Genomic DNA, 23,966 nt, shown 5'->3' on the forward strand with positions numbered 1-23,966 from the left:
GCTTTTTTTCCCCCGTCCTTGCGGGTCCCGCCGGAAATCGGCTACAATGCCCCGTCGCACATCGTGGCGAGGTAGCTCAGTGGTAGAGCACCGGTCTGAAAAACCGGGTGTCGCTGGTTCGATCCCAGCCCTCGCCACCACTTTTTCCCCCTCCGATGCCCCTCCGCCTGAGGCCCTTCGCGGGCGGGAGTTGAAAGGTCCCCGCCGTTGGTGCTACGCTGAAGACATGAAGAGAACCCTCCTCCCCGCTTTCGCGCTCATCCTCGCACTCCCGCTCGCCGCGCTCGCCAAGCCCATCGTGCAGTTCACGGACCGCGAGGAGAAGGTCTCCGACAAGGAGGTCCTCGCGGCGCAGGAGGAGCTCGACGAGATCCAGCGCAAGATCTCCAAGAAGGAGATCCCTCCCATCGCCTTCGAGCTCGACTCGGCGACGCTCAAGGAGAGCTCCAAGCGCACCCTCGACATGGTCGCCGACCTGATGCTCAAGCATCCCTACCTCAAGCTCATGGTCTTCGGGCACACCTGCGACCTCGGCGGCCCCGAGTACAACAAGAAGCTCTCCAAGAAGCGCGCCGACGCGGTCAAGGAGTACCTCATCGAGGTCGGGGTCATGGGCGAGTACATCAAGGCCAAGGGCTACGGCCTGGAGAAGCCGGTCGTCCCCAACGATTCCGAAGAGAACCGCTCCCAGAACCGCCGCGTCGAGCTCTACGTGACGAACCGCTGGTGGCAGAGCGTATACTAGCGCGGGAATTCTGTACGAGAATTCCCGCGGCAGTCTCGGGGAAGCTGTTCCCGGCGACTGGGATGACTTAATGAAGCCTCCCCCGAAAAACGCGGGACGACGGGATTCCCCCGCTCCTTTCAGACGATGGGGAGTCCCCGCGTTTTTCGGACTGTCCCTGGCGGCCGCCTGCGCGACCCCGCCGCCGGCGCCGCCGAGACCGCCCGCGCGCGCCGTCGACGCCGCCTGCTCCAACGCGCTCTACGCGTTCACCTGCCGCCCTCCCGCCGGCTTCATCGTCACCCAGCAGGGACCGGGGCCGGGCACCGTGCTGACCCTCGCGCGGCGCGCGCTCGCCGCCGCCGACGAGGGCCCGGGCCTGCGCCTGCGCGTCGTCCCGATGAAGGGGCAGCCCTTCGCCGGCTTCGTGGAATCGAAGGTCGTCGACGCCCTGCGCCGCGCTCCCGGGGCCTCGGACCTCGAGGTGCGCCCCGCGCGCATCGGAGGCTTCGACGGGCGGGAAGTGCGCGTGCTCCGGAGCTACGAGAGCGGCAAGGTCGCGTGGAGGATCTTCTGCTTCCGCCGGGGAGGCGACGCCTTCCTCCTCGAGTTCACCCTCCCCGAGACCGCCCGCGTCGAACCCGGGACCGACCCATTAGGGGACTTCCTAGGTTCCCTACGCTTCCATCAGGGGTCCCACTAGGCTTTCCCTATTGAGAGAGAAAACAGAAGGCCCGCCGAAGCGGGCCTCCTAGATTGTAGTGTCCCCCCCCTCTGTCGCACCCCGCGCAAAAGCGCGGGGCTGAAGCCCTCGCGAGAGAGGGAGTTTGCTCGCTCGGGTGCTCCCCAAGGGGGCTCCGCCCCCTATGGCGCCGTCGGGACGCTTGCGCGTCCCGGGACGGCTGTTACCCCCGCGTAAGGTGCGGCGGACCATGCCGCCGCGTACGAATACCTCCCCCGCAGGGGAGGCAATAAGGAATAACGTCTCCTAAACGGTCCGCTCCTCGCTCGCGCGCGATATCCAGTCGCCCATCTCGGTGGCGAACTCCGAGACCTTGGACCGATAATAGAGAAGGACCTTCCGGATGTAGTCGCGGATCTGCCGGGGACAGCGCTCGCGGTACAGGAAGCGCGGCCCCGCGTTGTACGCGGCCAGCACGCGCTGGACCACCCACATCGGCGCCCGCAGGGCCGCCGTGCAGCGGACCCGCTCGGCGCGCAGGACCCGGGAGAACAGCTGCGCAAGGTAGGCGGCGCCGGCCCGGATGTTGCTCTCGGGGTCGAAGAGCATCCCCCGGGAGACCCCCATCTCCCGGGCCGTGCGGGGCATGAGCTGCATCAGGCCCAGCGCTCCGGCCGGTGAGACCGCTTTCCGATAGAACTCGGACTCGGCGGCGATGACCGCTTTGACCAGGCGAGGGTCGAGCCCGTAGCGGTCCGCGTAGCGGAGGATCAGCTCGTTGTAGCGGTCGGTCTTCTTTGGACGCGCCTCCAGTCGGCGGAAGGTCCGCTGGTACTCGGGAGGAGGCGGGAGGGTCGGCAGGTCGACGAGGAGCGGCCGCTCCGTCTCCTCGAAGCGCCGCAGACGCTCGGCGCCCCCGATCGGACGGGGGCCGATGACCCCGAGCCGGATGTCGACGCCCGCCGCCCCGTTCAGGTCCGCGCGCGCTTCGGCGCGGTCGAACATGCGAGGGAGCTGGGACGCGCGGACGGCGCCCCCCCCGTCGTAGAACGCGGCGGCGGCGCCCAGGAGCGGCGGCGCGGACGCGGCGCCGCTCTCCGCCCGCGCGAGGAGCGCGGGGGCGAGGAACGCCGGCAGGCAGAGGACGAACGCGGTTCGACGCATGTCTCCATCCATGATGAATCCAGAGGGGCTCGACTCGGCGGGATCCCGTTCCACGCGGAACGGAAAGGTCGGGGATTATATCGCAGCGGACGCCGCGATTACAAATCCTCGTCGGAAGGCGGGGGTCAGCGTTCCCGGACGAACGCTTCCACGGTGCGGCGGACGAGGCGGTTCTTCACCGGCCGGTTCGGGGTGAAATACGCGTTCCCGATCATGTAGAGGTCCTCGCCGAGGACCTTCGGGTTCTTCAGCCGGACCGGGGCGGCGCAGGCGCGCGTGCAGGGAGCGGAGTTGAACGCCTTCATGTGCGGGCAGTAGCGCGAGGTCGAACGGAAGCGCCAGGGCGCGTGGTAATGGACCGCTCCCTTGAAGCCGGAGAGCTTCTTGAGCACGTCCTCACAGTCGGCCTCCGCCCCTGCGATGCCGTACTCCCGGCAGAAGGCGTTGAGGAAGGCCTTGTCCATGCGGGCGATCTCCCAGACGATGAGCCGGCCCAGCACGGGGCGGGCCCGTCCGCGGTACTTCCGCTGCAGCATGCGCAGGAGCCCCCAGTCGTTGACCACGATCTCGAAGTCCTTCTGCCGGCCCAGGTGCCGCTCGAGGAGGTCCGAGGCCCTCTCAAGACCCCGTTCGCTCAGGATGGAGGTGACGGTGACGACGCGGCCCGGGAAGAGGGCGGCGAGCCGCTTGTAGTCGGCGGGGGAGGGCAGCTTGTTCTCGCAGAACTCCCCGCCGAGGTAGACGGCGTCGTAGCCCTTCAGCCGCTCGGCCGTGACGAGGCGGAGCTCAGAGGGAGCTAAAGATATAGTTCTTTCCATAGTTCTGGGCCTGCATCGCCGCGCGCGCGCCTTCGTAGAGGAACAGGTCCTTCGTGATCCCCTTCTCCAGCAGCTTCACGATGTAGACCGTCTTGTTGAAGACTTCGATGACTTCCTGGATGTTGGGCCCTCGCGCGACCTTCATCATGTCGGCGCCGAGATGATAGAGGTCGTAGAGCGTGGACAGCAGCCAGCGCGTGTCCGGCATCGGCATCCGGTAGGTCTCCCCCCCCGGGCGCATCAGGTCGGACTGGCAGGTGAAGGGACGCGGCGCCTTGCCCGGCACGATCTCCTGGCCGCAGGGACACCACATGGAGCAGAGCGGGTTGAGGTTCACCTCGTAGAAGAGCGGCAGGCAGAAGATCTCGATCTCGACGCCCCCGCGGTCCTTGAAGAGCGGCGCGGCCTCCTCGGGGGTGAGCTGCTGGGGCAGGACGATCCGCGAGATGCCCCGCTCCCGGAAGAAGGCGAGCGAGCCGCTGTTGAAGCAGAGGGCGAGGGTGCTGAGGGTGAAATGGGTCCGCAGCCCCTTCCTGCGGAAGTAGTCCAGGATGGCCATGTCCCGGACGATGACCCCGTCGATGCCGCGCTCCACGAGGGCGGCGGCGGTCCGCGCGGCCTTCGGGAAGTCCTTATGCGGGAAGATGTCGTTGGCCACGAGGAAGGCCTTCTTCCCCAGGGAGTGGGCGACGTCGATGGTGCGGTGGATGTCCGAGAGCGAGCCGTAGTTCTCGGCCTTCACGCCGTGGTTGGGCACCTGGGGGATGCCGCAGTAGACCTCGTCGGCCCCGCGCGTGAGGAAGTACTCGGCTTCCCGGTGGTTGCGGACGCCGACGGTGAGGCCCATGCGCTTTCGGACTTTCTTCATGCTCCCTCGCCCCTAAATAATAGCATGGGCGCAGCCCCTCTCAGAACCGCTCGTATTGGGGCTTCCAAAGGCGGGAGAAGCCGATGGAGACGCCGGTCATCGCGCTGTAGCCCTTGAGAGGGAGCGTCTTGAGGCCGAAGAAGTAGAAATCGATGAAAGGCGCGACCCAGGTCTGCCGGAAGACCGGGATGCGGAGCTTCACGTTGAGGTCGCCTTCGAAGAGCAGGTCCTGGTCGCTGTCCTCGCGCGTGCGCACGAAGTAGTTCGACCAGAGCTCGCCGGTCAGCGTGCCCGCGCCGAGGGGATGCGACAGCAGCGCGCGTCCGCGCAGACCGTACTGGTTGTTGGCCGAGTCCCGGGAGAGGTCCCGCTTGAGGTTCGCGCCCAGGGAGACCGACTTCATCCAGCTCCCGCCGAACATCTCGACGCCGGGGAAGAGCGAGTAGACCTGCTTGCGGCGCAGGCCGGGGGTCTTCTCGAGCTCTCCGTCGTACTGGAGGCCGACCGAGGGGCCCAGCGACTCCGCGAGCCAGTGCCAGGGGAACGAGAGCAGGCTGCGCGTGCCGACGGTGCGCATGAGGAGGCGGTTGGTCGTGACGTTGACGACGGGGGGCTGGTTCGGCGGGCGCAGGCGCGAGCGCGCGTACTCCGCCTCGAGGGTGTTCCCCCAGCGGTAGCTCTCGTCGCGGCGTTCGGCGTCCACCTTGAGCGCCGCTCCCAGCAGGAACTCGTCGTAGCCCTGGATGCGCGAGTTCGAGACGCGGTTGAACGCCTCGTCGCGGACGACCTTGGTGTTGGAGAGGTTCGCGCTCACGTCGCGGAAGTTCACCCTCCAGAGAGCGTCCTCGCGGGGAGGCCTCCCCGCGAGCAGGGCGCGGTAGCGCTCGGGGCCCCAGCTCCCGGCGGCGGCGCGGCGCAGGGCCGCGAGGACCGTCTCGCGCAGGGGTCCCAGCGGCTCGGGTCGGCGGGCCTTCTTGAGCGCGGGGTACTGCTCCTGGCGGGAGAGCAGGAGCTCGGTGACGACGACGCGGTAGGAGGAGCCGGCGTCGACGGGCTCCCCGTGGATGCGCCCCCCCTCGACCCCGCCGAGGGCCGCGCGCAGCAGCTCCGGGGGCGCGGCGTCATGGGACTTCTCCCGGGCTTCCTGCGCGCGGACCTGGGCGACGAGTTCGCTGAGCGCGTCCCCCGGCAGCTCGAGGGCGACGAGCCGGTCGGGACGCTCGAGCCAAGACGCCACCATCGCCTCGGTGAAGTCGCCCGCCGTCACCGTCATGACCGGGAAGACGGGGAGGAGCGCGGCCTCGGCGCCGGCGTCGGCGGCGGCGAGGGTCGCGGCGAGGGTCCAGAAGTCGCGCTTTCGCAGCTCGGGCAGGCCCAGCGCCTCCGGGTAGAGCGAGCGCACGGAGGGCAGCAGGGCCGCTCCCGTGTCCGTCGTGATGCCGAAGGCCCCGAGGTCGAACTCCGGGTAGCCGGGCGCGTCGGTGAGGGTCTCGTCGAGAGGGCGGTAGTCTTCCCGCACGCGCAGCGCGCGGCGGCGGTCTCCGAGCCGGCGGTAGGCGAGCGCGAGGTGCGAGAGCGTGGCCGCCCCGGCGCGGGCGGCGTAGAGAGGAGGGTCCCAGGGAGAGCGCTCGGAGTCGATCGCCTCGGCGACGTCCGGGACTCCGAGCGAGCTCTCGTAGCGCGGGTCGGCGAGCACGAGGTCCACCCCGGGCAGCGCGGTGAGCCCCGCGTTCTCGGCGAGCGTCAGGTTCGTGAGCGCGACGACGAGGTCGCAGCCCTCGCGCACGCGAGCGACCTCGCGCCGGGCGGCCGCGAGGGGGTCGATGATGCGCAGGGCCTTCGCGGCCCGCGCCGGAAGCGCGTCGGCCCATTGCGCCCGGGTGAGGCCGATGACGCAGATCCTCGCCCCCTCGCGCTCATAGGCCGCCGAGGCCGGCAGAGGACCGCGCTCCGGGGCGGTCGAATAGACGAGGTTCGCGGCGAGGAAGCGCAAGCCCTTCGGCCGGGCCGAATGGAAGGCCTCGATCTCGTCGATGCGGCGCAGGTCCGGCTCGGCCGGCACGACCGCGCTCACGCCCATGCGCTCGAGGCGCTCCGGGGTGCCGGCGGCGTCCGGCCCGTCGGAAGGCGGATAAGCGCCGTAGCGGCTGAAGACCAGGACTCCGTCCCCGTGGCGGCGCCGCAGCTCCGCGACCGCGGCCGCGACGCGGCCCTCTCCCCGTATGCTCTTGGCGATGAAGGCGACGGTCCGCTCGCGCCCTTCGTGCCGGAGGACGGCGAGGAGGACCGCGGAGCTCCTCCACTGTGAGGAACCGGCGCGGCCCTCCGGCTCGAGCTGGAGGGTGAGGAGCCGCTCGCCTCCCTCCATCGTCGCCATCTGGAGCTCCGCGCGCCGGCGCTCGAGGACGCGTTCGGAGGGAGGGTCGTAGGTGAGCGGGTCGCGGATGAAGGTCTCGAGCGTCCCCGCGAGCGCGGAGTCCTCGCCGAGCACGGCGACGAGGTCGTCGGACGTCTCATAGACCGCCACGGCGGCGGTGGAGAGCGTCGCGTCGGCGCCTGCGGCCGGGCCCATGGGCGCGGGGCCGGCGGGAAGACGGAAATGGTAGGTCCCGGAGTTGTGATGGCAGAGGAGCGTGTCGGAGCGCACGAGCGCATAGCCCGTCGTGCGCTCGCGCAGGAGGCGTTCGAGCGCGCCCAGCGACGGCAGGTGCATGCTCGGCTGGGGGCTCGTGAAGAAGGCCAGATGGATGCGGGGTTCCGGAGGAACGGCCGCGGCGCCCCGGTCGTCCGGGAGGACCGGCGCGAATGCGACGGCGGCGCTCGAGAGGACGGGGGCCCCCTCCCCCGCCGCGCCTTCGGGAGAGGAGAACGAAGGATGCTCCGCGGCCGCGAAAGCCGACAGGACCGCCGCGAGCGCGGCAGCCAGCAGGAGCGCTCGTCCGGGCATCAGCGGCGGGGAAGGAAGCGGCGTTCGGGCCGGGACTTCGGACGTCCGCGGTCCTGGCGCTGGGAGCGCAGGAAGAAGGAGCGCAGTTCCTCGTCGGTGTAGAGGCCGGCCGAGCGTCCGATGAGGCGCTTGCCGCGGAAGAAGAGCAGCGTGGAGAGGGCGTCCACCCCGTAGGTCCGGCGAAGTTCCTCCTCCTTCTCGTAGCGGGCCTGGAGGAAGAGGACGTTCTGCCAGGCCGGGTCGCGCGCGAGCCGGTCGAGCATGGTCTCCTGGCGCGGGCAGACGCTGCAGTCCTCGGAGTGGAACTGGATGACCGTGTACCCGTCCTTCCCCTGCTGGGAGGAGAAGAGGGCGGAGCTGTAGGTGCCGAGCACGCCGGTCGCCCCGGCGGCCGCCGGGGCGAGCAGGAGCGCGGCGAGCAGGGTCCGCCTCATCGGCGCGGCTTCTTCCCGGGGACTTTGCGTACGGCGGGCTTGGGTGCCTTGGCGGCGGGCGTCGCGGCCGCGTTGGGGACCTCGCGCAGGGCCTCCGCATGGGACTTGAGCCGCTCCTCGACGAGGGCGTAGACGCTCCCCTTGGGGAAGCTCCCGTCCTTCCCGCGGACGCCCGCGGGCTTCCCGGTGAGGACCTCGATGCCCTGCTCGACGGTGGAGACCGTCCAGACGTGGAACTTCCCGGCGCGTGACGCCGACACGATGTCCTCGCGGAGCATGAGGCTGCGCAGGTTGCTCTCCGGGACCATGACCCCCTGGGAGCCGTCGAGGCCGAGGACCTTGCAGACGTCGAAGAAGCCCTCGATCTTCTCGTTGACCCCGCCGATGGCCTGGACCTGGCCGAGCTGGTTGACCGAGCCGGTCACGGCGATGCCCTGGCGCAGGGGGATGCCCGAGAGCGCGGAGAGCAGCGCGTAGAACTCGGTCGAGGACGCGCTGTCCCCGTCGATGCCGTCGTAGCTCTGCTCGAAGGCGAGGCGGGCGGTCAGGGAGACGGGGTGCGTCTGTCCGAAGCGGTTCTGTAGGCAGCCGGCGAGGATGAGCACGCCCTTCGAATGGATGGGGCCGCTCAGCTCGACCTCGCGCTCGATGTTCAGGATCCCCTCGCGGCCGGGGCCGACCGTCGCGGTGATGCGGCTGGGGCGCCCGAAGGAGCGGTCGCCGTAGCCGATGACGGCGAGGCCGTTGACCTGTCCGACGGCCTCCCCCCGCACGCTCATGAGCAGGGTGCCCCGCGCGATCATCTCGCGCAGGTGGGTCTCGATGAGGTTCGAGCGGTAGACCTGCTCTTCGACGGCCCGCTGCACGTGGGCGGCGCCGATGAGCTCCTTCTTGTCGCGCGCCGCCCAGTGATTGGCCTCGCGCACGACGTCGGCGAGCGAGCCGAAGTAGATGGAGAGCTTGCTCTGGTCCTCGGCGAGACGCGCCGCCTGCTCGAGGAGCTTGGCGACGGCGCCGGGCTCGAGGTGGCGGAGCTTGTCGCGGCGGCAGAGCGTCCCGAGGTAGGAGGCGAACTTGCCGACGTTGGCGTCGGTGGCGTCCATCCAGACGTCGAAGTCGGCCTTCACCTTGAAGAGCTCGGAGAACTCCTCGTCATAGGAGTGCAGGAGCGAGAAGAAGGAGCTCTGGCCGACGAGGACGACCTTCACGTCGAGCGGGATGGGCTGCGGGCGCAGGGACTTCGTCGAGACGTAGCCGAGCCGGTCGGAGAGGTCCTCGATCTCGACCTCGCCGGTGCGCAGGGCCCGCTTCAGCGCGTCCCAGCTCATCGTGTTCTTGAGGACGTCCTCGACCGGCAAAACGAGGTAGCCGCCGTTGGCCTGATGCAGCGCCCCCCCCTTGATGAGGGTGGCGTCGGTGTGCAGCGTGCCGATGTGCGTCTCCTTCTCGATGCGCCCGACGAGGTTCCCGAAGGTGGGGTTGCGCTCGACGACGACCGGGGCCCCGCGGGTCGCCGAGTTGTCGTCGACGACGTTGACCATGTAGCGCCGGAAAGGAAGCTCGCGCGCCCACGGAGTGGTCGCGGGTTCGGAGGGACCCTCCGCGGACTCGCCGCCCTCGCTCCCCTTGAAGATCTCGATGTTGTCGAGGATGTCCTTGCGCGCGGCCTGCAGGTACTCGACGACCGGGGGCAGGTCCTTGTTCTTGTCGAGCAGATCGTCGAAGAGCCCGCCCACGACGTGCAGTACGACCCGGGTGTCGAAGTCGCGCAGGCTCGTCTGGGAGGAGCGCTCGATCTCGCGCAGCTCCTTGAAGGCGCGCTTGAGGTACTCCTGGAGCCCGTCGCGGCGCTTGAGCAGCGCGTCGCGCTCGGCGGCGGGCAGCGCGGCGATCTCGGCATCCGAGAGGCGCTTGCCGTCCTTCAGGGGCACCAGCGCCACGCCCATGGGCGTCGGCTGGAGCTCGAAGCCCTGGGTCTCGGCGCGCTCCCCGACCCGCTCCTGCACCTTCTGCTTCTGGCGGTTGTAGGACTTGAGGATCTCGTCGCGCCGGGAGTTGTACTCGTCGTTGTCGAAGATGCGCGGGACGGCCTGCCGTACATGGGCGACGAGGGCCCGCATGTCCTTCTGGAGCCCCTTGCCGCGCCCCGCCGGCAGGGAGAGCCGCTTGGGCTGATAGGAGTCCTCGAAATCGTGCACGTAGCACCAGTCCGGCGGCGTGGGCTGACGCCCGGCGATCTCCTCGAGGAAGGCGCGCACGACGGTCATCTTGCCGACGCCGGGAGGGCCCGCCACGAAGATGTTGAAGCCGGGCTCGCGGATGGCCAGACCGAACTGCATCGCCGAGACGGCGCGCTCCTGCCCGATGATCTCCTCGAGCGGAGTGTGCTTGTCGGTGCTCTTCAGTCCGAACTTGGAGGGGTCGAAGACGCGGCGCAGCTGCGCGGGCTTGAGGGGCTTCATCAGCGCACCACGATGCGGCGGATGGAGTCGCCGACGTTCTCCGCGTGGTTGGCGATCTTGCCGACCATGTGGATGAGGTCGCGCAGGAGGAAGAGCGAGACGACGTCGAGCTGCTTCTCCTGCTCGAAGAGGATCTTGGTGAAGCGCAGCTGGAGCTGGTCGGCCTCCCACTCCTTGACGTGGATGACCTTGAGCATCTCCTCGACCTTCTCAGGGTCGGCGCCCGTCGAGCGCTCGATGTAGTCCTCGACGTCGCGCAGGGACTTCACGGCCTCGTAGACCTTCTCCGTGAGCTCGAGGAGCACGACCTTGAGCTCCTCGGTGAGGGCGGTCTCGCGCACCGACATGAGCTTCGCGATGTCCTCGCACTCGTCGCTGATCCCGTCCTGGGCCTTGATGAGGACGAGCATCTCCGAGCGGTTGACGACGGCGAAGAGGCTCTTGGAGAAGCTGTCGCGGAACTCCTCCTTGATGACGTCCGCGTCGTGCTCGAGCTTCGCGATGCGCTGGGAGATGGTCTTGAGCGCGTCATAATCGCGCTCGACGAAGCGCCGCATGAGTTCTTTGAGGGACTCCATGCAGTCCATCGCCTTGTCCACGTGCTCGAGGACCGGGGCGAACATGGAACGGCCGAACATCCCGCCGATGGATCGGGTCATAGAGGTTCTCCTTATGGGCGCAATGTAAAAATATCCGTTCTTGGAGGGCTTTTCAAGACGCCGGAGGCGCCGGAGGCCTCAGCGGCCGTGACGCCGGTCTTTTCCGGGGCGCTCGGCGCCCCGCCGCTCGTGCCCGGTGCGGCCCGCAGGGAGCTTCGGCTGCTCCCCCGGACCGGTCAGCGACGGCCGCCCCTGCGGCGCGGGGAGCGCCGGACGCTGCGCGGCATCGGCCTCGGTGACCTGGCGACCGCGAGCGCGCACGCGGTCGAAGTAGGCGGCGTAGGCGGCGGCCATCCCGGGATCCGCGAAGAACTGGGCGTTCTCGAAGTTGTTGAACTTCGCGTTCTCGGTCCAGTTGTAGGAGCCGGTCTGGACCATGACCCCGTCGAAGACGACGAACTTGTTGTGCATCGCGCCCTTTTCGGGCACGAGGCCGACCGCGATGCGCACGTCGAAGCCGTTCTTGTAGAACCAGGCCATGTCGAAAAGATGGGAGTACTGGACCGCGTCGAAGACGATGCGCACGCGCACCCCGCGCTGGCGCGCCGCGAGGAGGGCCTCGCGCAGTCGCGCGGAGGTGCAGCTGAACATCGCCACGTCGATGGAGACGCGGGAGGCGGAGATGGCCTCGAGGAGGCGCTCCTCGGTCTCGACGCCGGGGGCGAAGACGTACGCGGGGAGCTTCGCCCCGTTGAAGCTCACGGGGCGCGTCGGGTCGCTCGGCGGCGTCCCTCGCGCGGCGCCGGGCTCCTCGCCGACCGGGCGGCCCAGGCCCCACATCCAGTCGAAGGAGCCCTGGAAGCCGCCGATGCGGTGCGCGTCGGAGGTGTAGGTGACGTTCTCCTGGTGGAGCTTGTCGGCGGCCCGCGACCAGTTCGCGGAGCCGGACCAGACGAGCTTCCCGTCGAGGAGGGCGAACTTGTTGTGCATGAGTCCGTGCTCCTTGCCGCCGCGCAGGACGCGGATGTCGAAGCCCGCGTCGATGAGGCGCTGGAGCTCTTCGGCGCGCGTCTGCCCGGGTTTGGACGGGTACATATGGGTCGCGTCGACGACGATGCGGACCTTCACGCCGCGCTCCTTGGCGCGCAGCACGGCCTCGAGGAGCTCGCGGTGCATCAGCTCGAGCAGCGCGAGCTCCATCGTCTCCTTGGCCGCGTCGAGGGCCTCGATGAGCTTGGCGCTCATGCGGCCGGCGCCTTCGTCGGTGAACTGGGCGGGCGCGAAGCGGTGCCCGTTGAAGACGACGGTCTCGGGCAGGCCCGGGACCGGCGGGGCGTGCTCTCCGGTGCGCGGGCCGTTCTCCTCTCGCACCGTCCCTGCGGCGCTCTGGCCCGCCGCAGGGACCGCGCCGGAGAACGCCGCCGCGGCCTTGTCCGCGGCCCCGTCGAACCGTGCGCTGAGTGCCGCGTGCGCGGCGCCCTCGCGGCCCTCGGAGGCGACGGCCTCCCGGACGGAGGAGACCACCTTGTCCGTGCCCGCCGCGAGGGAGGACTCCTCCGCGAAGGAGGCCGCCGCGCGGACGGGAACGCCCGCGACTCCGGAAACCGACGCGGCCGTCGGGGCGGCGCGCCGGGCGTCGGTGCGCGGGTCGTTCTCCTCTCGCACCGCCCCGTATGCGCTCCCGTGCGCAGACGAAGACTCCGCTCTCACCGTCCCTTCGGCGCTATGGCCCGCCGAAGGGACGGGCGCGGAGCCCAGCGTGGGCAGCCCTCCGACGGCGAGGGCCGACGGCTGCAGCACGGTGCCGGCGCCGCCTGCGCCGGGAACGACGGCGACGGGGGCCACGGCGGGCGCGGAGGCGGAGAGAGGGACCTGGCCCACGACCGTCTGGGCGAAGGCCGGAGCGGACTGCAGGAAAAGGAGCGCGGAGAGGAGGGAGCGCATCATTATAATGAGAGTGTATGCATAGAGTTCAGGCCGCGCAGGGGTCCGTGGACCCACGCGCGGCCTGAAACCTATTACCTATATGCGTTCGTTCTATTTCACGAGCTTCGCGGCATTGATGACGCCGAAGCCCTGCTCGGTCGGCTGAAGACCGGCGACGGGCTCGGCGGCCTTCTTCAGCGCCGCGAGCACGCCGTCATAGCCCTTCGCGCCCCGGGCGACCGCCAGGGCCGCCAGGCCCGCCATGTGCGGCGTGGCCATCGAGGTGCCGGAGTACTTGTCGTAGCCGCCGCCGGGCACCGAGGAGAGCACGTCCACGCCCGGGGCGATGAACTTGACCTCGGGCCCGCGGCTGGAGAAGTACGCGATCTTGTCCTTGGAGTCGAGCGCCGCGATGGCGATCGCGCCGTTGTAGGCCGCCGGATAGTTCACCGAACCGCTGTCGTTGCCGGCCGCGCACATGAGGGCGACCCCGCGCATCTTCGCGTAGGTCACCGCGAGGCGCATGAAGGTGCTGCCCATCGGCGCGCCGAGCGAGAGGTTCGCGACCTGCATGCCGTTGTTGGCCGCCCAGACGAGGCCCTTGATGATGCCGGTCAGCGAGCCGCTGCCCTCGGCGTCGAGCACCTTCACGGCGTAGAGGCGGACCTTCGGCGCGACGCCGACGACGCCCTTGCCGTCGCGCACCGCGCCGATGGTGCCGGAGACGTGGGTGCCGTGGCTGTTGTCGTCCATCGGGGGCTTCTTCGAGTCGACGTAGTTCACGCCGCCGGCGCAGTTGGCCGCGACGTCCGGATGCGTGCAGTCGATGCCCGTGTCGATGACCGCGACCTTCACGCCCGCGCCCTCGGTCGTCGCCCAGGCCTCGGGGGCCTTCACGCGGGCGATGCCCCACGGGATCTCCCCGTCGGTCCCGTCCGTCTTCACGAACGTGGGCAGGGAGGCCATGACCTCGTGGAGCGCAGGCATCGGCGTCGCCTGGAAGCTGGGCATCGTCCCCTTGATCCAGTTCGTCGTGAAGTCCTCTTCCACCAGCAGGACCTTGGGATTCGCCATGAGGCGCATCGCGGAGGGGTGGTACTTCCCGCCGGGAGCCTCGGCGACGACGGCGTTGAAGGCGCCGAGCTCGTCGACCGCCTTCATGCCGTAGCCGCTGAGGATGCCCTCGCGCGCGGCCTTCTCGACGTCTTCCTGGAACGCGACGATGAGCCGCGCCGGAGCCTTGGCTGGATTCGTTTGGGCCTGGGCCGCCGCACCGCAGAGCGCGAGGACGAGAGTGATGAGGATCCGCATGACCGCCTCCTTTTGCTTCTCCGGAAGTTCCCGGTTGCCCGGAAGTCCTCCATACATTGCCCCGAAGACCTACCTCCGTCAGGTGCTAGGAGTCCCGCACGGATTCAGGTCCGAGGGCCTAGGATGTTGCGGTCCCCGCCGGCGATGAAGGCGGGGCCCGCAACGGGCTCGCGGCAAGCGGCGATCGTTCCTTTATTCCTTTATGTAGCAGGCGGGAGGACCACACGCGCTCCTTTCTGAAGCGCCCTCGGGCGCTTCAGAAAGGAGCGCGAAGGGAGAAGAGCCAGCAGGAGTCGTAGCCGGGGCCGTCGAGGACGCGCCGCTCCTCGCGCGTCGCCCAGAGCTCGAGCCCCTGGAGGGAGGTCCCCGCGCCCAGGGAAAGCGCTGCGGACGCGGGAGAGTAGCGGCGCCGGTGGTCGTCGGTGAGGAACTGGGCGCCCGCGGAGAACAGGAGGCGCCCGCCGGAGAGGGCCGCTTCCGCCTCCGCCGCGTAGCGCAGGAACGCCTTCCCCGTGCCGTCCGGCCGCGAGGGGTAGCCCGCGTTCTTGAAGTACCAGCCGAGCGTCAGCGCGGCGCGCAGAGGATAGGCGCCGCTCTTCGCGGCGGCGGCCTCCCCCCCCTTCCCGGGCGCCTGCGCCATGCGCAGGGAGGCGCGCAGGTCCCAGACCCGGAAGCCCGAGCCGCCGCGGTCGAGCGGCAGGGCCTCCTCGCGGTCGACCTGGAGGCGGAACGCCTCGTCCTGCACGGCGGCGCCGAGCAGATAGTCGAGCGAGCTCAGACGCCAGAGCCCGTGGCCGGCGTCCGTGAGGAACAGGGCGTCGCCGAGCCAGGCGGCGCGTCCTTCCGCGAGGGCGTCCTGCAGGGCGAGCTGATAGAGGTTGGCCGCGACGCCGCTGCCGTCGGGGCGCGCGGCGGGTCCCGAGCGGTTCTCGGAGAAGCGTCCCACCCGCAGGAAGCCCGACTGCGGGTGTCCGCTCTTGAAGCTCCCCGGGACGAGCGACTGTCCGAGCAGGGGCTGGAACGGTCCGGCGGCGCGCACGGGCGCCGCGAGGACGAGGGAGAGCGCGAGCGCGCAGAGAAGCCTCTTCACGGCTTGATTCTAGCTGTTAAGTCGACGCTTAGCATCGTGGGCCCCCGGTCCCAGGACGAAGTGGGCGCAATAACTTCCCGCAGAGGACCCAAGGGCCCACAGGGGATTCGGGACTCCGGGTTAGTATAGCGATAAGGATTCCGCACCGACACACGGAGAGATATGAAGAGAACGCTGTCCTCGAAGGTCCTCGCGCTCGCGACGACCCTCGCGCTGCTTGCCGGCACCACGCCGCAGGCTTTCGCGCAGGTCGTCGTCGCCGCGGGCCGGACCGCCGCCGTCCCGGTCGTCACCGGAGCCGCGGGCGTCGTCCGGCCGGTCGCCCTGCCGACGGGCCTCAGCATCGTCGGCGGATCGAACGCCGCGCTCCCCCTCGCCCTCCCGACCCTCGTCGGCCAGAGCGTCCGCGCGCTGCCGACCGCGGCTCCGTCCGCCGTCCCGGTCGCCGCGCAGAGCGCCGCCATCCAGGTTCTGCCCGCCGAGGCCGCGAAGACCGCGCCCGTGCAGGCCGCCGCCGTGAAGGCCGCTCCCGTCGTCGTCGCCCCCGCGGCCCCGGCGGCCGCGGAAGAGCAGGCCGTCGCGCAGGAGAAGGCCGGCCGCGGCATCATCGCCCGCGTCATCCGCGCCCTCCGGGGAGAGAAGACCTCCGAGCTGTTCGTCGGCGGCCGCGTCCGCGGCCAGGGCATCCTCCCCTCCGAGGAGCCCACCGAGGTCAACGGGATCCCGCTGGACCAGCGCCCGAGCATGCCGTCGAAGGGCGTGCGCATCGACCGTTCCTCGCTCCCCGGCCAGCAGCGCTCGCTCCTCGCGCGCATCTTCACGACGAACGCCGCCGACACGCTCGCGCTGCCCGGCAGCCCGAAGGACGCCGCCGGCGTCGAAGCGGCCCTGCGGAAGCTCATCGCCGCGGACCCGGCCCGCTTCGGCGGGGTCACGGCCGACGACCTCTACACGATCCTCGCCCAGAAGGTCGCGGGGCAGGCCGGCCTCACCGACACCGTCTACGTCAGCTTCCGCCAGCAGCTCAACAACGTCCCGATGGAAGGCTCGTTCCTCACCTTCACCGTGAAGTTCATCGGCGGGAAGGCCGTCATCATCCACACCGCCGCCCAGCTGTTCCCGAAAGTGGCCGTCGACACCGAAGGCAAGCTCGACGAGCAGGCCATCCTCGAGAAGGCCTCCAAGCGCCTCGGCAACCTGCCCAACGCCGCCGAAGACCTCCTCGACCTGGGCGTGAAGGTCATGCAGGTCCAGGGCGTCTGGCGCACCGTGTCGCTCAAGCAGTCGAAGAGCCTCTCGCTGCTCGTCGCCGTCGACATCAACACCGGAGAGTCCTTCGCCTGGGACCCGCGCGTGCACGTCGAAGCCGACGGGACGCAGCCCTCCGGGACGAAGGTCCCGGTCCCCGGAGAAGTCGTCGGCCGGGGAGTCAAGGACGGTCCCATGAAGACGGGCGTCGAGCCCGACGTCCTTCCCCTGGGCCACATCGAGATCAAGACCGCCGACGGCAAGACCTTCTACGCCGACGAGAACGGCTACTTCACCGTCGAAGGCGTCGGCGACCAGCCCGTGCAGCTGACGGTCCGCCTCAGCGGCCGCTTCACGACCGTCTCCAACCGCTCGGGCCAGAACCTCACGGTCACCGTCGTGGCCAAGCCGGGGGAGAAGCTCCGCGCGGTCTTCAACCCGACCGGCGCCGCGGAGGAGGACCTCGCGCAGGTCAACGCCTACTCCCACATCACGATGGTGCACGACTGGCTGATCAAGCAGGGCGTGGACCTCGAGGCGATGAAGCGCGCGCTTCCCGTCTACACGAACATCGACGACGAGTGCAACGCGTACTACACGCCGTATAACCCGAGCCTGAACTTCTTCAAGTCCAGCGTCAACTGCTCGAACTCCTCGTACAACGACGTCTCCATGCACGAGTACGGGCACTACATCGACGACATGGCCCACGGCGGGATCCCGAACGGGGGTCTGAGCGAGGGCTGGGGCGACGCGTTCGCGATGTACATCACGAACCAGCCCGTCATCGGCCGCGGCTTCCTGAGGCAGCAGCAGCCCGACTACATCCGCCACGGCGAGAACAAGTACCAGTACCGCAGCCGCGACGAGGTGCACGCGCAGGGCCAGGCCTTCATGGGCTTCGCGTGGAAGCTCCGCGCGGGCATGGTCGCGGCCATGGGCGAGGCGCAGGGCGCCGCGCTCGCGACCGCGCTCGTCATCCCGGCCATCCTGGCCAGCGCCCGCGACATCCCGCAGGCGATCCAGAACATCCTCATGCGCGACGTGAATGCCGACGGCGTCGCGCCGCACTTCGACCTCATCGCGGCCGCCGCGAAGGCGCACGGCCTCACGCTGAAGAAGCCCGGCTCGGCCGGCCCGCTCGTCGTCATCGACAACGACGGACCGGACCCGATCGAGTCGAACGACCCGTGGGGCGACCCGTGGGGCGACATGCTCAAGGGCGTGAAGCGCACCGCGAAGGCGCTGACGAACCTGCGGGTCGCGAACCTGCGGGCGAGCCAGACCGTCCCCGCCGCGAAGGCGCCGGCGGGACTCCTGGCCGCCGGGGTCGAGACCGACCCCTCGCAGGTCCGGGCGAAGCTGACCTTCACGGTCGGCGCCCTGCTGCGCGGGCGCGTCAAGCGCGAGCTGTCGAAGTTCCTCGACCAGCAGGACGGCATCACCTACAGCCTGAAGGAGTACAAGGGCCTGCTGGAGTCGGACTTCCTGCTCGTCATCGACGGTCCGCAGGCCAAGGTCGCTCCGGTGACCAAGGCCATCGAGAACTGGTTCCGCGAGCTCGAGAGGAACTGAGTCCCGCGTCATCGCACGGCCGCCCGGGAGGCGAAAGCCTCCCGGGCGGTTCTTTTTCCGACGGAGGATTTGAAGAGGCGCTCCCGAAAAAGATATCCTCGACGCATGGCCGCAACCGGCCAAATCCAGAAGGGAGAGAACAATAAAATGACGAAGGTCTACTTCGCACTGCCGCTGATCGCGCTCATGCTGGCCGCCGCCTGCAAGAAGCAGGAAGCCGCCGTGACCGAGCAGCCCGCTGTCGAGCAGGTCGCGACGACGCCCGCTCCGGCCGCCCCCACCGCCGCCCCGGCCGCCGCTCCGGCCCCTGCCGCTCCGGTCAAGAAGTAAGTCCTTTCCTCGAAGGAAGCCCCGGGGACGCGAGCCCCCGGGGCTTCTCTTTTTCCTCTCCCCGTGAGAACCGGGAGTCGACGCAAGCCCTTCGATCCGTCACCGTCCGGGATAGGCCCCTTGCCGCGGGCGGGAGACCCGGGATGCCCCTGCCCCCGCGTCCGCTCCGCCGTATACTCACGAGGATGAAGACCTTGTGCGCCCTCCTCCTGGCCGCCGCGGCCTCCCCGGCCTCCGCGCTCTGGATCGACTACCCCGTGAAGGAATCCGGACGCGCCCATTGCTCCGCGGACGAGCTGCGCCGACCGCCCCCCCTCTACCTGATCGGGGAGTGCCACAAGGCGCAGAGTTCGAAGAAGGTCCGCCAGGCGCTGGCGCAGGAGAGCGCCGCGGGGAGGCTCTACGCGGGGCTCGAGTCCGGCGGGACGAAGGCCGTCATGCCGTGGGACCTCCGGGAGACCCACGCCGCCTACGGCGTCCCCTACGGGGAGTCCTCGCGCCTCTACGGCGTCGATTCCCCCTTCGCGTACGCGCTCGTGCGCAGCTACACCCTCATCGGCTTCTTCCAGGACGACCGGCCTCAGGAGCGTGACCGCTCGCAATGGGGCTCGGAGTTCTCGGCCTACTGCCGGGGACTGAAGGGAAACCCGTACGCGAAGCGCGCCTGGGAGGACGCGCGCGCGGCTCTGGGCGCGGGAGCCCCGCCGTTCCTCTCCTCCGGGCTGGAGCGCTGCGAGGACTGGCCGAAGGAGGCGGAGAACATCCCCGCCTCGACCCTGCTGGCCTTCGCGAGCGCGAACAACGCGGCGTTCGTCGCGCTGGCCAACGAGAAGTTCCTTCCCGCCATGGGGCTCTCCTCCCCCCTTGCGCCGTATGAGGAGAACCTCGTGTTCTCTTTCCTCTACCGCAAGAGCATGAGCCGCTCGGCGGCGACGGTCCTCTCCTCCCTGCGCGACCGGGACATGGGAGACAACGCCATCGACCTGTACTGCCGGGCCGCGGCCGAGGGGAAGCCCCTGGCCGTCAGCGTCGGAGCCGAGCACCTCTCCGGCATCGAGGACCGGCTGCGGGCGTGGGCGGGGGAGCGAATACCCCTGCGCGTCTCCCACTCCTACGACACGGAAGCCCTCGGCGGCTGCGCCTCCGATTCGGTCGCCGCGGCCGCTCTCCTGAAGGAGATCCGCGGCCTGACGGGAAAGAAGGAGCGTCTCCCGGGACCGGATGCGTCCGTGCTGGTCCCGCCGGAGCTGAGGGAGCGTCTGGATGGACTCATGAGGGAAGACCCGTTCACAGGAAGATGAGCCCTTCCGCATTGTCCTCCCCCGCGGGGAGGGCAGGGTGGGGGCCAGCCTTGGCCAAAGCCCCCCACCCAACCCTCCCCCTCGGGGGGAGGCAGTAGGGAAGGGTATGCGCCGAACGTCAGTGCGGGGCTTTAGGGATCCGGTACTCGCGCATGCGGCGCAGGTAGACGTCGATCTTCCGGAGAGTGACGGGGTCGGGTTCGCGGCTCGGGTTGAGCCGGTAAGGACTCGGCAGGGCCACGACGAGGGCCACGGCCTCCTCCGCGGTGAGCTCGGAGGCGTGCTTCTCGAAGTAGGCCTGGCTCGCCGCTTCGGCGCCGAAGATCCCCTCCCCCCACTCCACGATGTTGAGGTAGATCTCGAGGATGCGCTCCTTCTCGATGGAGCGGTCCAGGTGCCGGGCGATGAGGAGCTCCTTGAACTTGCGGGCCGGACTTCGCCGGGGAGAGAGGAAGAGGTTGCGCGCGACCTGCTGGGTGATGGTGCTCGCCCCGCGGGCCAGGCGCCGGCGCTTGAGGTTGTAGCTCGCCGCCTGCTTGAGCGCGTCCCAGTCCACGCCGCGATGCGTGTAGAAGCGGTCGTCCTCCGCGACGAGCACGGCGCTGCGCAGGTACGGGGAGATGTCCTCGAGCGGGACCCACCGCATCGAATACTCCGGGCGCCCCCCCTGGCGCAGCATGCGCCGGACGTAGAGCTCCGTGTACTTCGTCGTGCGGGGATTTTCGACGCGCAGGGCGGAGACGTCGGGCAGCCAGGCCCAGTAGCCGACGCAAGCGGCGGCGCAGGCGAGCAGGGAGAGCGCGGCGGCGGCGAGCGTCCGTGCGGTCATCGAGGAGCCCCTCAGCATCGCCCCGTCCTCAGGCGCGCCTCGAAATCCGCGAAGCCGAGGGTCCGCGCTCCCTCGCGCCGCACGTCGTCGGCGAGGCCCCCGTCCTCCGTGACGACGACGGCTCCCCGGCCCTCGCGGGCGAGGACCCGGACCGAGCCGAGGATCATGTCGTCGGCCGAGCCGCTCATGGGGAAGCGCACCTGGACCGCGTCGACCCGCACGCCGAGCGGGCGGCGCGGCCCGTCGAAGAAGACCTCGACGCGGATGCGTCCCGCGGAGGCCCCGGCGAGACGGTCGATGCGGGACACCCACTCCTCGGTCCGCGCGTCCTCCATCTCGGGGAAGCGGGGGTCGTAGCCGCCCCGGCGGACCGCGTTGGAGCCGTCGACGAGATAGACCCTCACGTCGTCTTCCTCAACGGCGGGTCGCAGAGGCGCGGGAGGATGCTGCGCGTCCCGCCGTCCCCGAAGCGGACCTCGAGGACCCACTCCTCCTCTCCGTCGACGAGCTGGAGCGAGCGGCGCAGGACGATGCCCCGGCCGTGACGGCCGTGCTCGACCCCTTCCCCGGGCTCGAAGGCGGCCGGGCTCCCGGCGGGAGGCGCGGCCTCCGGCGCGGGCGCCTCCTTCGGCGCGGCCGGGAGGCGGGAGCCGTCCACCGCTTTCGCGCGCTCGAGGAGGCGTTGGAAGACGCGCAGGCCCGCGGCGTAGGGCGCGTCGGCCTCGGCGCCCTCGACCGCGAGGGAGAGGGCCTTGCGCGCGCCGAGCACGACGACCTTCGTGCGCGCGCGGCTGAGGGCGACGTTGAGGCGGTTGGGATCGAAGAGGAAGCCGGCGAGACGCGCGAGGTAGGCCGGCTTCGAGCTCGTCAGGGAGAGCACGACCATCTCGCGCTCCTGTCCCTGGAAGCGTTCGACCGTCGCGCAGAGCGTGCGCGTCCCCTCGAGCAGGAAGCGCACGCGGTTGCACTGCGCGCGGTAGGGCGCGATGATCCCGATCCCCTCGGGCGGCAGCCCGCAGCGCGCGGCCTCGCGCGCGAGCGCGGCGGCCCACAGCGCCTCCTTCTCGGAGACGGAGCGGCACTCCTCGTGCGGGACGTCCACGAAGACGAGCGCGTTCTCCGGCCGCAGGACCTCGTCGAAGCCCGGCGCCGGACGCCGCCCGAGCGTCAGGACGCGGGGGGCGGCCTCGGCGGTCGGCTCGAGGCGTCCGCCGTAGAAGAGGTCGCTGACGACCGAACAGAGCTCCCGGTTCAGGCGCCGGGTGCGCGCGAGCATGGGCGGGTCGCCGTAGCGGCGGCGCAGATGAGACATCACGGAGACCCGCGGCGGCGGCTCGTCCCCGTCGTACGACGAGGATTCCACCACCGGCGGAAGCTGGGCGTCGTCGCCGATGAAGACCGTCCGCCGGCCGAGCAGGCGCGCGCCGAGGGCGAGCCCGAGCGGGGCCTGCCCCGCCTCGTCGAAGAGGACGACGTCGTAGGGCGGACGCCCCGCGGAAAGGTCGGAGGCCTGCTGGGCGGCGGCGTAGACCGTCGCGCCCGCGATGAGCCCTCCCGGGCGCTTGGGCAGCCGCAGGGCGGGGCGCACGCCTTCCGGCAGGCCCTCGTTGTGGCCGCGCGAGGCGCCGAGCTTGAAGAGGGACTCCCCGATGAACTCCTCGAGGCCGGGGTGCTCCGCGCGCAGACGGCGCGCGGTCCAGAAGACCTCCCCGAGCGCGTTGTGGATGGCCTGGTGAGAGACGGCGGTCACGAGGACCCGCGCGCCCTCCTCCCGCGCGAGGTGGAGCGCGAGGCGCGCGAGCAGGTGCGTCTTGCCGGTCCCGGGCGGCCCCTGCACCGCGGCCCACGCGCGGCAGCCGAGGGCGCAGGAGAAGGCCGCGCGGGCGCTCTCCTCGAGCCCCTCGGCGTACGGGGAGGAGGGCCCACCCGCGGGAGGCTCCTCCTCGGACTCCCCTCCGGAGAGCCAGGCGTCGAGGCCGACGCGCTCGGCGCAGCGCAGGATCTCGCGCTGGAGGTCGAGGAGGTCGAAGACGTCCTCGTCGAGCACCCAGGGCTCGGAGGACTCGAGGACGGCGGGGTCCTCCACGCTTCCCGAGAGGACGAAGCGGTAGCCCGACGCGTCGCGGCGGTCGTGGACCAGCTCGAAGCGGGCGACGGGACGGCGGGGGTCTCCGTGGCTCAGGCGCAGGCGCGCGCCGGGACGGAACCGGGACTCGTTGCTCGGGGCGCTGAACACGCGCATCGGCTCGCCCCGCTCGCGCGACTCCCCCTCGTAGCGGAGGCCGTCGACGGCGAGCCCGGCGGCGACGCGGTCCTCGAGCGGACGGTCGTAGACCGCCTCGTGGGTCTCCCGGCGCGCCATCCCCTCGCGCTCGGCGACCTCGAGGAGCTCCGCGATCTCGGGAGTCTCGGGGACCCAGTCGCCCGGGTCCCGGGCGTCTTCGCTCAAAGAACCTCGAGCAGCGCGAAGTTCAGGTATTCGGTCTCCGGCATGGAGAGGAGCACCGGGTGATCCCCCCCCTGTCCGCGCAGGGCGATGAGCCGGCAGGGCCGCGCGGCCTTGGCGGCGGCTCCGCGCAGCATCTCCAGGAAGAACTCGCGCGTGACGTGGTGCGAGCAGGTGCTCGTCGCGAGCAGCCCGCCCGACGAGAGGCACTTGAGCGCCGCGGCGTTGAGCCGGGTGTAGGCGCGCAGGGCGGAGGACAGATGCTTGCGCGAGCGCACGAAGCTCGGAGGGTCGACGAGGACGACGTCGGGCTTCAGCGCCTGTCCTCCGATGGCGAAGTTCGCGAGCACCCCCTCCGCGTCCCCCTCGTCGAACGAGCAGGTCCCTTCGAGGCCGTTGAGCGCCGCGTTCTCGCGGGCGAGCTCGATGGCCGGACCCGAGCTGTCGAGGCCGAGGACCTTCTTCGCCCCCGCGCGGGCCGCGCTCAGCGCGAACGCCCCGGTGAAGCAGTGCAGGTCGAGCACGACCCGGTCCTTGAGGTACGGGGAGAGGAAGAGCCGGTTCTCCCGCTGGTCGAAGTAGAAGCCGGTCTTCTGAGAGGACCCGCTGAGGGTCACCGCGTACTTGAGCCCGTCCGCTTCGATGACGGTCTTCTCGGGGACCTCTCCGGCGACGACGCGGACCTCGGCCTTGAGGCCTTCGAGAGCGCGGGACGGATGGTCGTTCTTGAGCAGGATCCCTTTCGGGTGCAGCAGCCCCTCGAGGGCCTCGAGGACCTGCGGCAGGCAGCGGTCCATCCCGGCCGAGAGCACCTGCAGCACGAGATACTCGCCGAACTTGTCGGCCACGAGGCCCGGCAGCCCGTCCGACTCCCCGAAGCAGAGCCGGAAGGACTCCCCGCCGGGCATGAGCCGGCGGCGCAGGGCCAGGGCGCGCTCGAGCCGCCCGCGGAAGAAGTCGGCGTCGAAGGCCTCCTCGCGCCGGGTCAGGAAGCGGAAGGCGATGAGGCTGTGCGGGTTGTAGAAGCCGCGACCGAGCCGGCGGCCTCCCGCGGTGACGAGCTCGGCTTCGACGCCGGGTTCGGTCTTCGGCACCGCCTGGAGCTCGTTGGAGAACACCCAGAGGTGTCCGCCGAAGATCCGGTCCTCCTCGCGCGGCTTGAGCTTGAGCGTGAGCGGCTGGGCTTCGGCGTTCATGGACGTCCTCCCCGAT

Annotated in this window: 19 protein-coding genes and 1 tRNA gene; 6 read left to right on the forward strand and 14 right to left on the reverse strand. The window is 70.3% G+C overall.

Annotation, left to right across the window (positions count from 1 at the left end):
- Nucleotides 1-65: 65 nt before the first annotated feature.
- The 3 genes from WC969_10045 to WC969_10055 all read left to right on the forward strand — a co-directional run bounded on the left by WC969_10045 (nucleotide 66) and on the right by WC969_10055 (nucleotide 1,427).
- Nucleotides 66-140 (forward strand) — tRNA-Phe (locus WC969_10045).
- An 86-nt stretch (nucleotides 141-226) separates the two neighbouring features.
- Nucleotides 227-745: an OmpA family protein gene (locus tag WC969_10050; GenBank protein ID MFA6030185.1), complete on the forward strand. Its 519-nt coding sequence runs from the start codon at nucleotides 227-229 to the stop codon at nucleotides 743-745.
- A gap of 70 nt (nucleotides 746-815) precedes the next feature.
- Nucleotides 816-1,427, forward strand: coding sequence for a hypothetical protein (locus tag WC969_10055; protein MFA6030186.1), 612 nt, complete (start codon nucleotides 816-818; stop codon nucleotides 1,425-1,427).
- A gap of 285 nt (nucleotides 1,428-1,712) precedes the next feature.
- On the opposite strand, the gene WC969_10060 is transcribed toward WC969_10055, so the two are convergent.
- The 10 genes from WC969_10060 to WC969_10105 all read right to left on the reverse strand — a co-directional run bounded on the left by WC969_10060 (nucleotide 1,713) and on the right by WC969_10105 (nucleotide 15,025).
- Nucleotides 1,713-2,570, reverse strand: coding sequence for a lytic transglycosylase domain-containing protein (locus WC969_10060; protein ID MFA6030187.1), 858 nt, complete (start codon nucleotides 2,568-2,570; stop codon nucleotides 1,713-1,715).
- Between the two features lie 125 nt (nucleotides 2,571-2,695).
- Nucleotides 2,696-3,388: a hypothetical protein gene (locus WC969_10065; GenBank protein ID MFA6030188.1), complete on the reverse strand. Its 693-nt coding sequence runs from the start codon at nucleotides 3,386-3,388 to the stop codon at nucleotides 2,696-2,698.
- Nucleotides 3,357-4,256, reverse strand: a complete 900-nt coding sequence (locus WC969_10070; GenBank protein ID MFA6030189.1) for a U32 family peptidase — start codon at nucleotides 4,254-4,256, stop codon at nucleotides 3,357-3,359. The genes WC969_10065 and WC969_10070 overlap by 32 nt, the downstream gene beginning before the upstream one ends.
- 40 nt (nucleotides 4,257-4,296) lie before the next feature.
- Complete coding sequence (locus WC969_10075) at nucleotides 4,297-7,203, reverse strand: hypothetical protein (GenBank protein ID MFA6030190.1); 2,907 nt, start codon at nucleotides 7,201-7,203, stop codon at nucleotides 4,297-4,299.
- A complete protein-coding gene (locus WC969_10080; GenBank protein MFA6030191.1) occupies nucleotides 7,203-7,637 on the reverse strand; it encodes a thioredoxin family protein in 435 nt (144 codons plus the stop codon). The genes WC969_10075 and WC969_10080 overlap by 1 nt, the downstream gene beginning before the upstream one ends.
- Entirely contained in the window at nucleotides 7,634-10,099 is a 2,466-nt protein-coding gene (locus tag WC969_10085; protein ID MFA6030192.1) for an AAA family ATPase, read from the reverse strand. The genes WC969_10080 and WC969_10085 overlap by 4 nt, the downstream gene beginning before the upstream one ends.
- Complete coding sequence (locus WC969_10090; protein ID MFA6030193.1) at nucleotides 10,099-10,758, reverse strand: TIGR00153 family protein; 660 nt, start codon at nucleotides 10,756-10,758, stop codon at nucleotides 10,099-10,101. Before WC969_10090 ends, WC969_10085 begins: the two co-directional genes overlap by 1 nt.
- 78 nt (nucleotides 10,759-10,836) lie before the next feature.
- Nucleotides 10,837-12,645: a phosphatidylserine/phosphatidylglycerophosphate/cardiolipin synthase family protein gene (locus tag WC969_10095; protein ID MFA6030194.1), complete on the reverse strand. Its 1,809-nt coding sequence runs from the start codon at nucleotides 12,643-12,645 to the stop codon at nucleotides 10,837-10,839.
- Nucleotides 12,646-12,735: 90 nt separating this feature from the next.
- Entirely contained in the window at nucleotides 12,736-13,935 is a 1,200-nt protein-coding gene (locus WC969_10100) for a S8 family peptidase (protein ID MFA6030195.1), read from the reverse strand.
- A gap of 256 nt (nucleotides 13,936-14,191) precedes the next feature.
- Complete coding sequence (locus WC969_10105; protein ID MFA6030196.1) at nucleotides 14,192-15,025, reverse strand: hypothetical protein; 834 nt, start codon at nucleotides 15,023-15,025, stop codon at nucleotides 14,192-14,194.
- 162 nt (nucleotides 15,026-15,187) lie between these two features.
- Between WC969_10105 and WC969_10110 the strand changes: the two genes are divergently transcribed.
- From WC969_10110 to WC969_10120, 3 genes are all read left to right on the forward strand, one after another.
- Complete coding sequence (locus tag WC969_10110) at nucleotides 15,188-17,848, forward strand: hypothetical protein (protein MFA6030197.1); 2,661 nt, start codon at nucleotides 15,188-15,190, stop codon at nucleotides 17,846-17,848.
- Nucleotides 17,849-17,953: 105 nt separating this feature from the next.
- Complete coding sequence (locus WC969_10115) at nucleotides 17,954-18,178, forward strand: hypothetical protein (protein ID MFA6030198.1); 225 nt, start codon at nucleotides 17,954-17,956, stop codon at nucleotides 18,176-18,178.
- Between the two features lie 185 nt (nucleotides 18,179-18,363).
- Nucleotides 18,364-19,479 carry a hypothetical protein gene (locus tag WC969_10120; GenBank protein MFA6030199.1) on the forward strand — a complete coding sequence of 372 codons (1,116 nt, stop codon included), beginning with the start codon at nucleotides 18,364-18,366 and terminating at the stop codon, nucleotides 19,477-19,479.
- A 118-nt stretch (nucleotides 19,480-19,597) separates the two neighbouring features.
- Here WC969_10120 and mtgA read toward each other — a convergent pair whose 3' ends face one another.
- The 4 genes from mtgA to WC969_10140 are packed head-to-tail and all read right to left on the reverse strand — an operon-like array spanning nucleotide 19,598 to nucleotide 23,950.
- On the reverse strand, nucleotides 19,598-20,326 hold the full coding sequence (gene mtgA / locus WC969_10125) for a monofunctional biosynthetic peptidoglycan transglycosylase (protein MFA6030200.1): 729 nt from the start codon (nucleotides 20,324-20,326) through the stop codon (nucleotides 19,598-19,600).
- Nucleotides 20,320-20,712 (reverse strand): hypothetical protein, encoded by a 393-nt coding sequence (locus WC969_10130; protein MFA6030201.1) that lies wholly within the window; start codon nucleotides 20,710-20,712, stop codon nucleotides 20,320-20,322. The genes mtgA and WC969_10130 overlap by 7 nt, the downstream gene beginning before the upstream one ends.
- Nucleotides 20,709-22,757: an AAA domain-containing protein gene (locus WC969_10135; protein MFA6030202.1), complete on the reverse strand. Its 2,049-nt coding sequence runs from the start codon at nucleotides 22,755-22,757 to the stop codon at nucleotides 20,709-20,711. Before WC969_10135 ends, WC969_10130 begins: the two co-directional genes overlap by 4 nt.
- Nucleotides 22,754-23,950 (reverse strand): class I SAM-dependent rRNA methyltransferase, encoded by a 1,197-nt coding sequence (locus WC969_10140; GenBank protein MFA6030203.1) that lies wholly within the window; start codon nucleotides 23,948-23,950, stop codon nucleotides 22,754-22,756. Before WC969_10140 ends, WC969_10135 begins: the two co-directional genes overlap by 4 nt.
- Nucleotides 23,951-23,966 lie beyond the last annotated feature (16 nt).

This window comes from Elusimicrobiota bacterium (genome assembly GCA_041660925.1).
GTDB lineage: Bacteria > Elusimicrobiota > Elusimicrobia > UBA1565 > UBA1565 > JBAZUV01.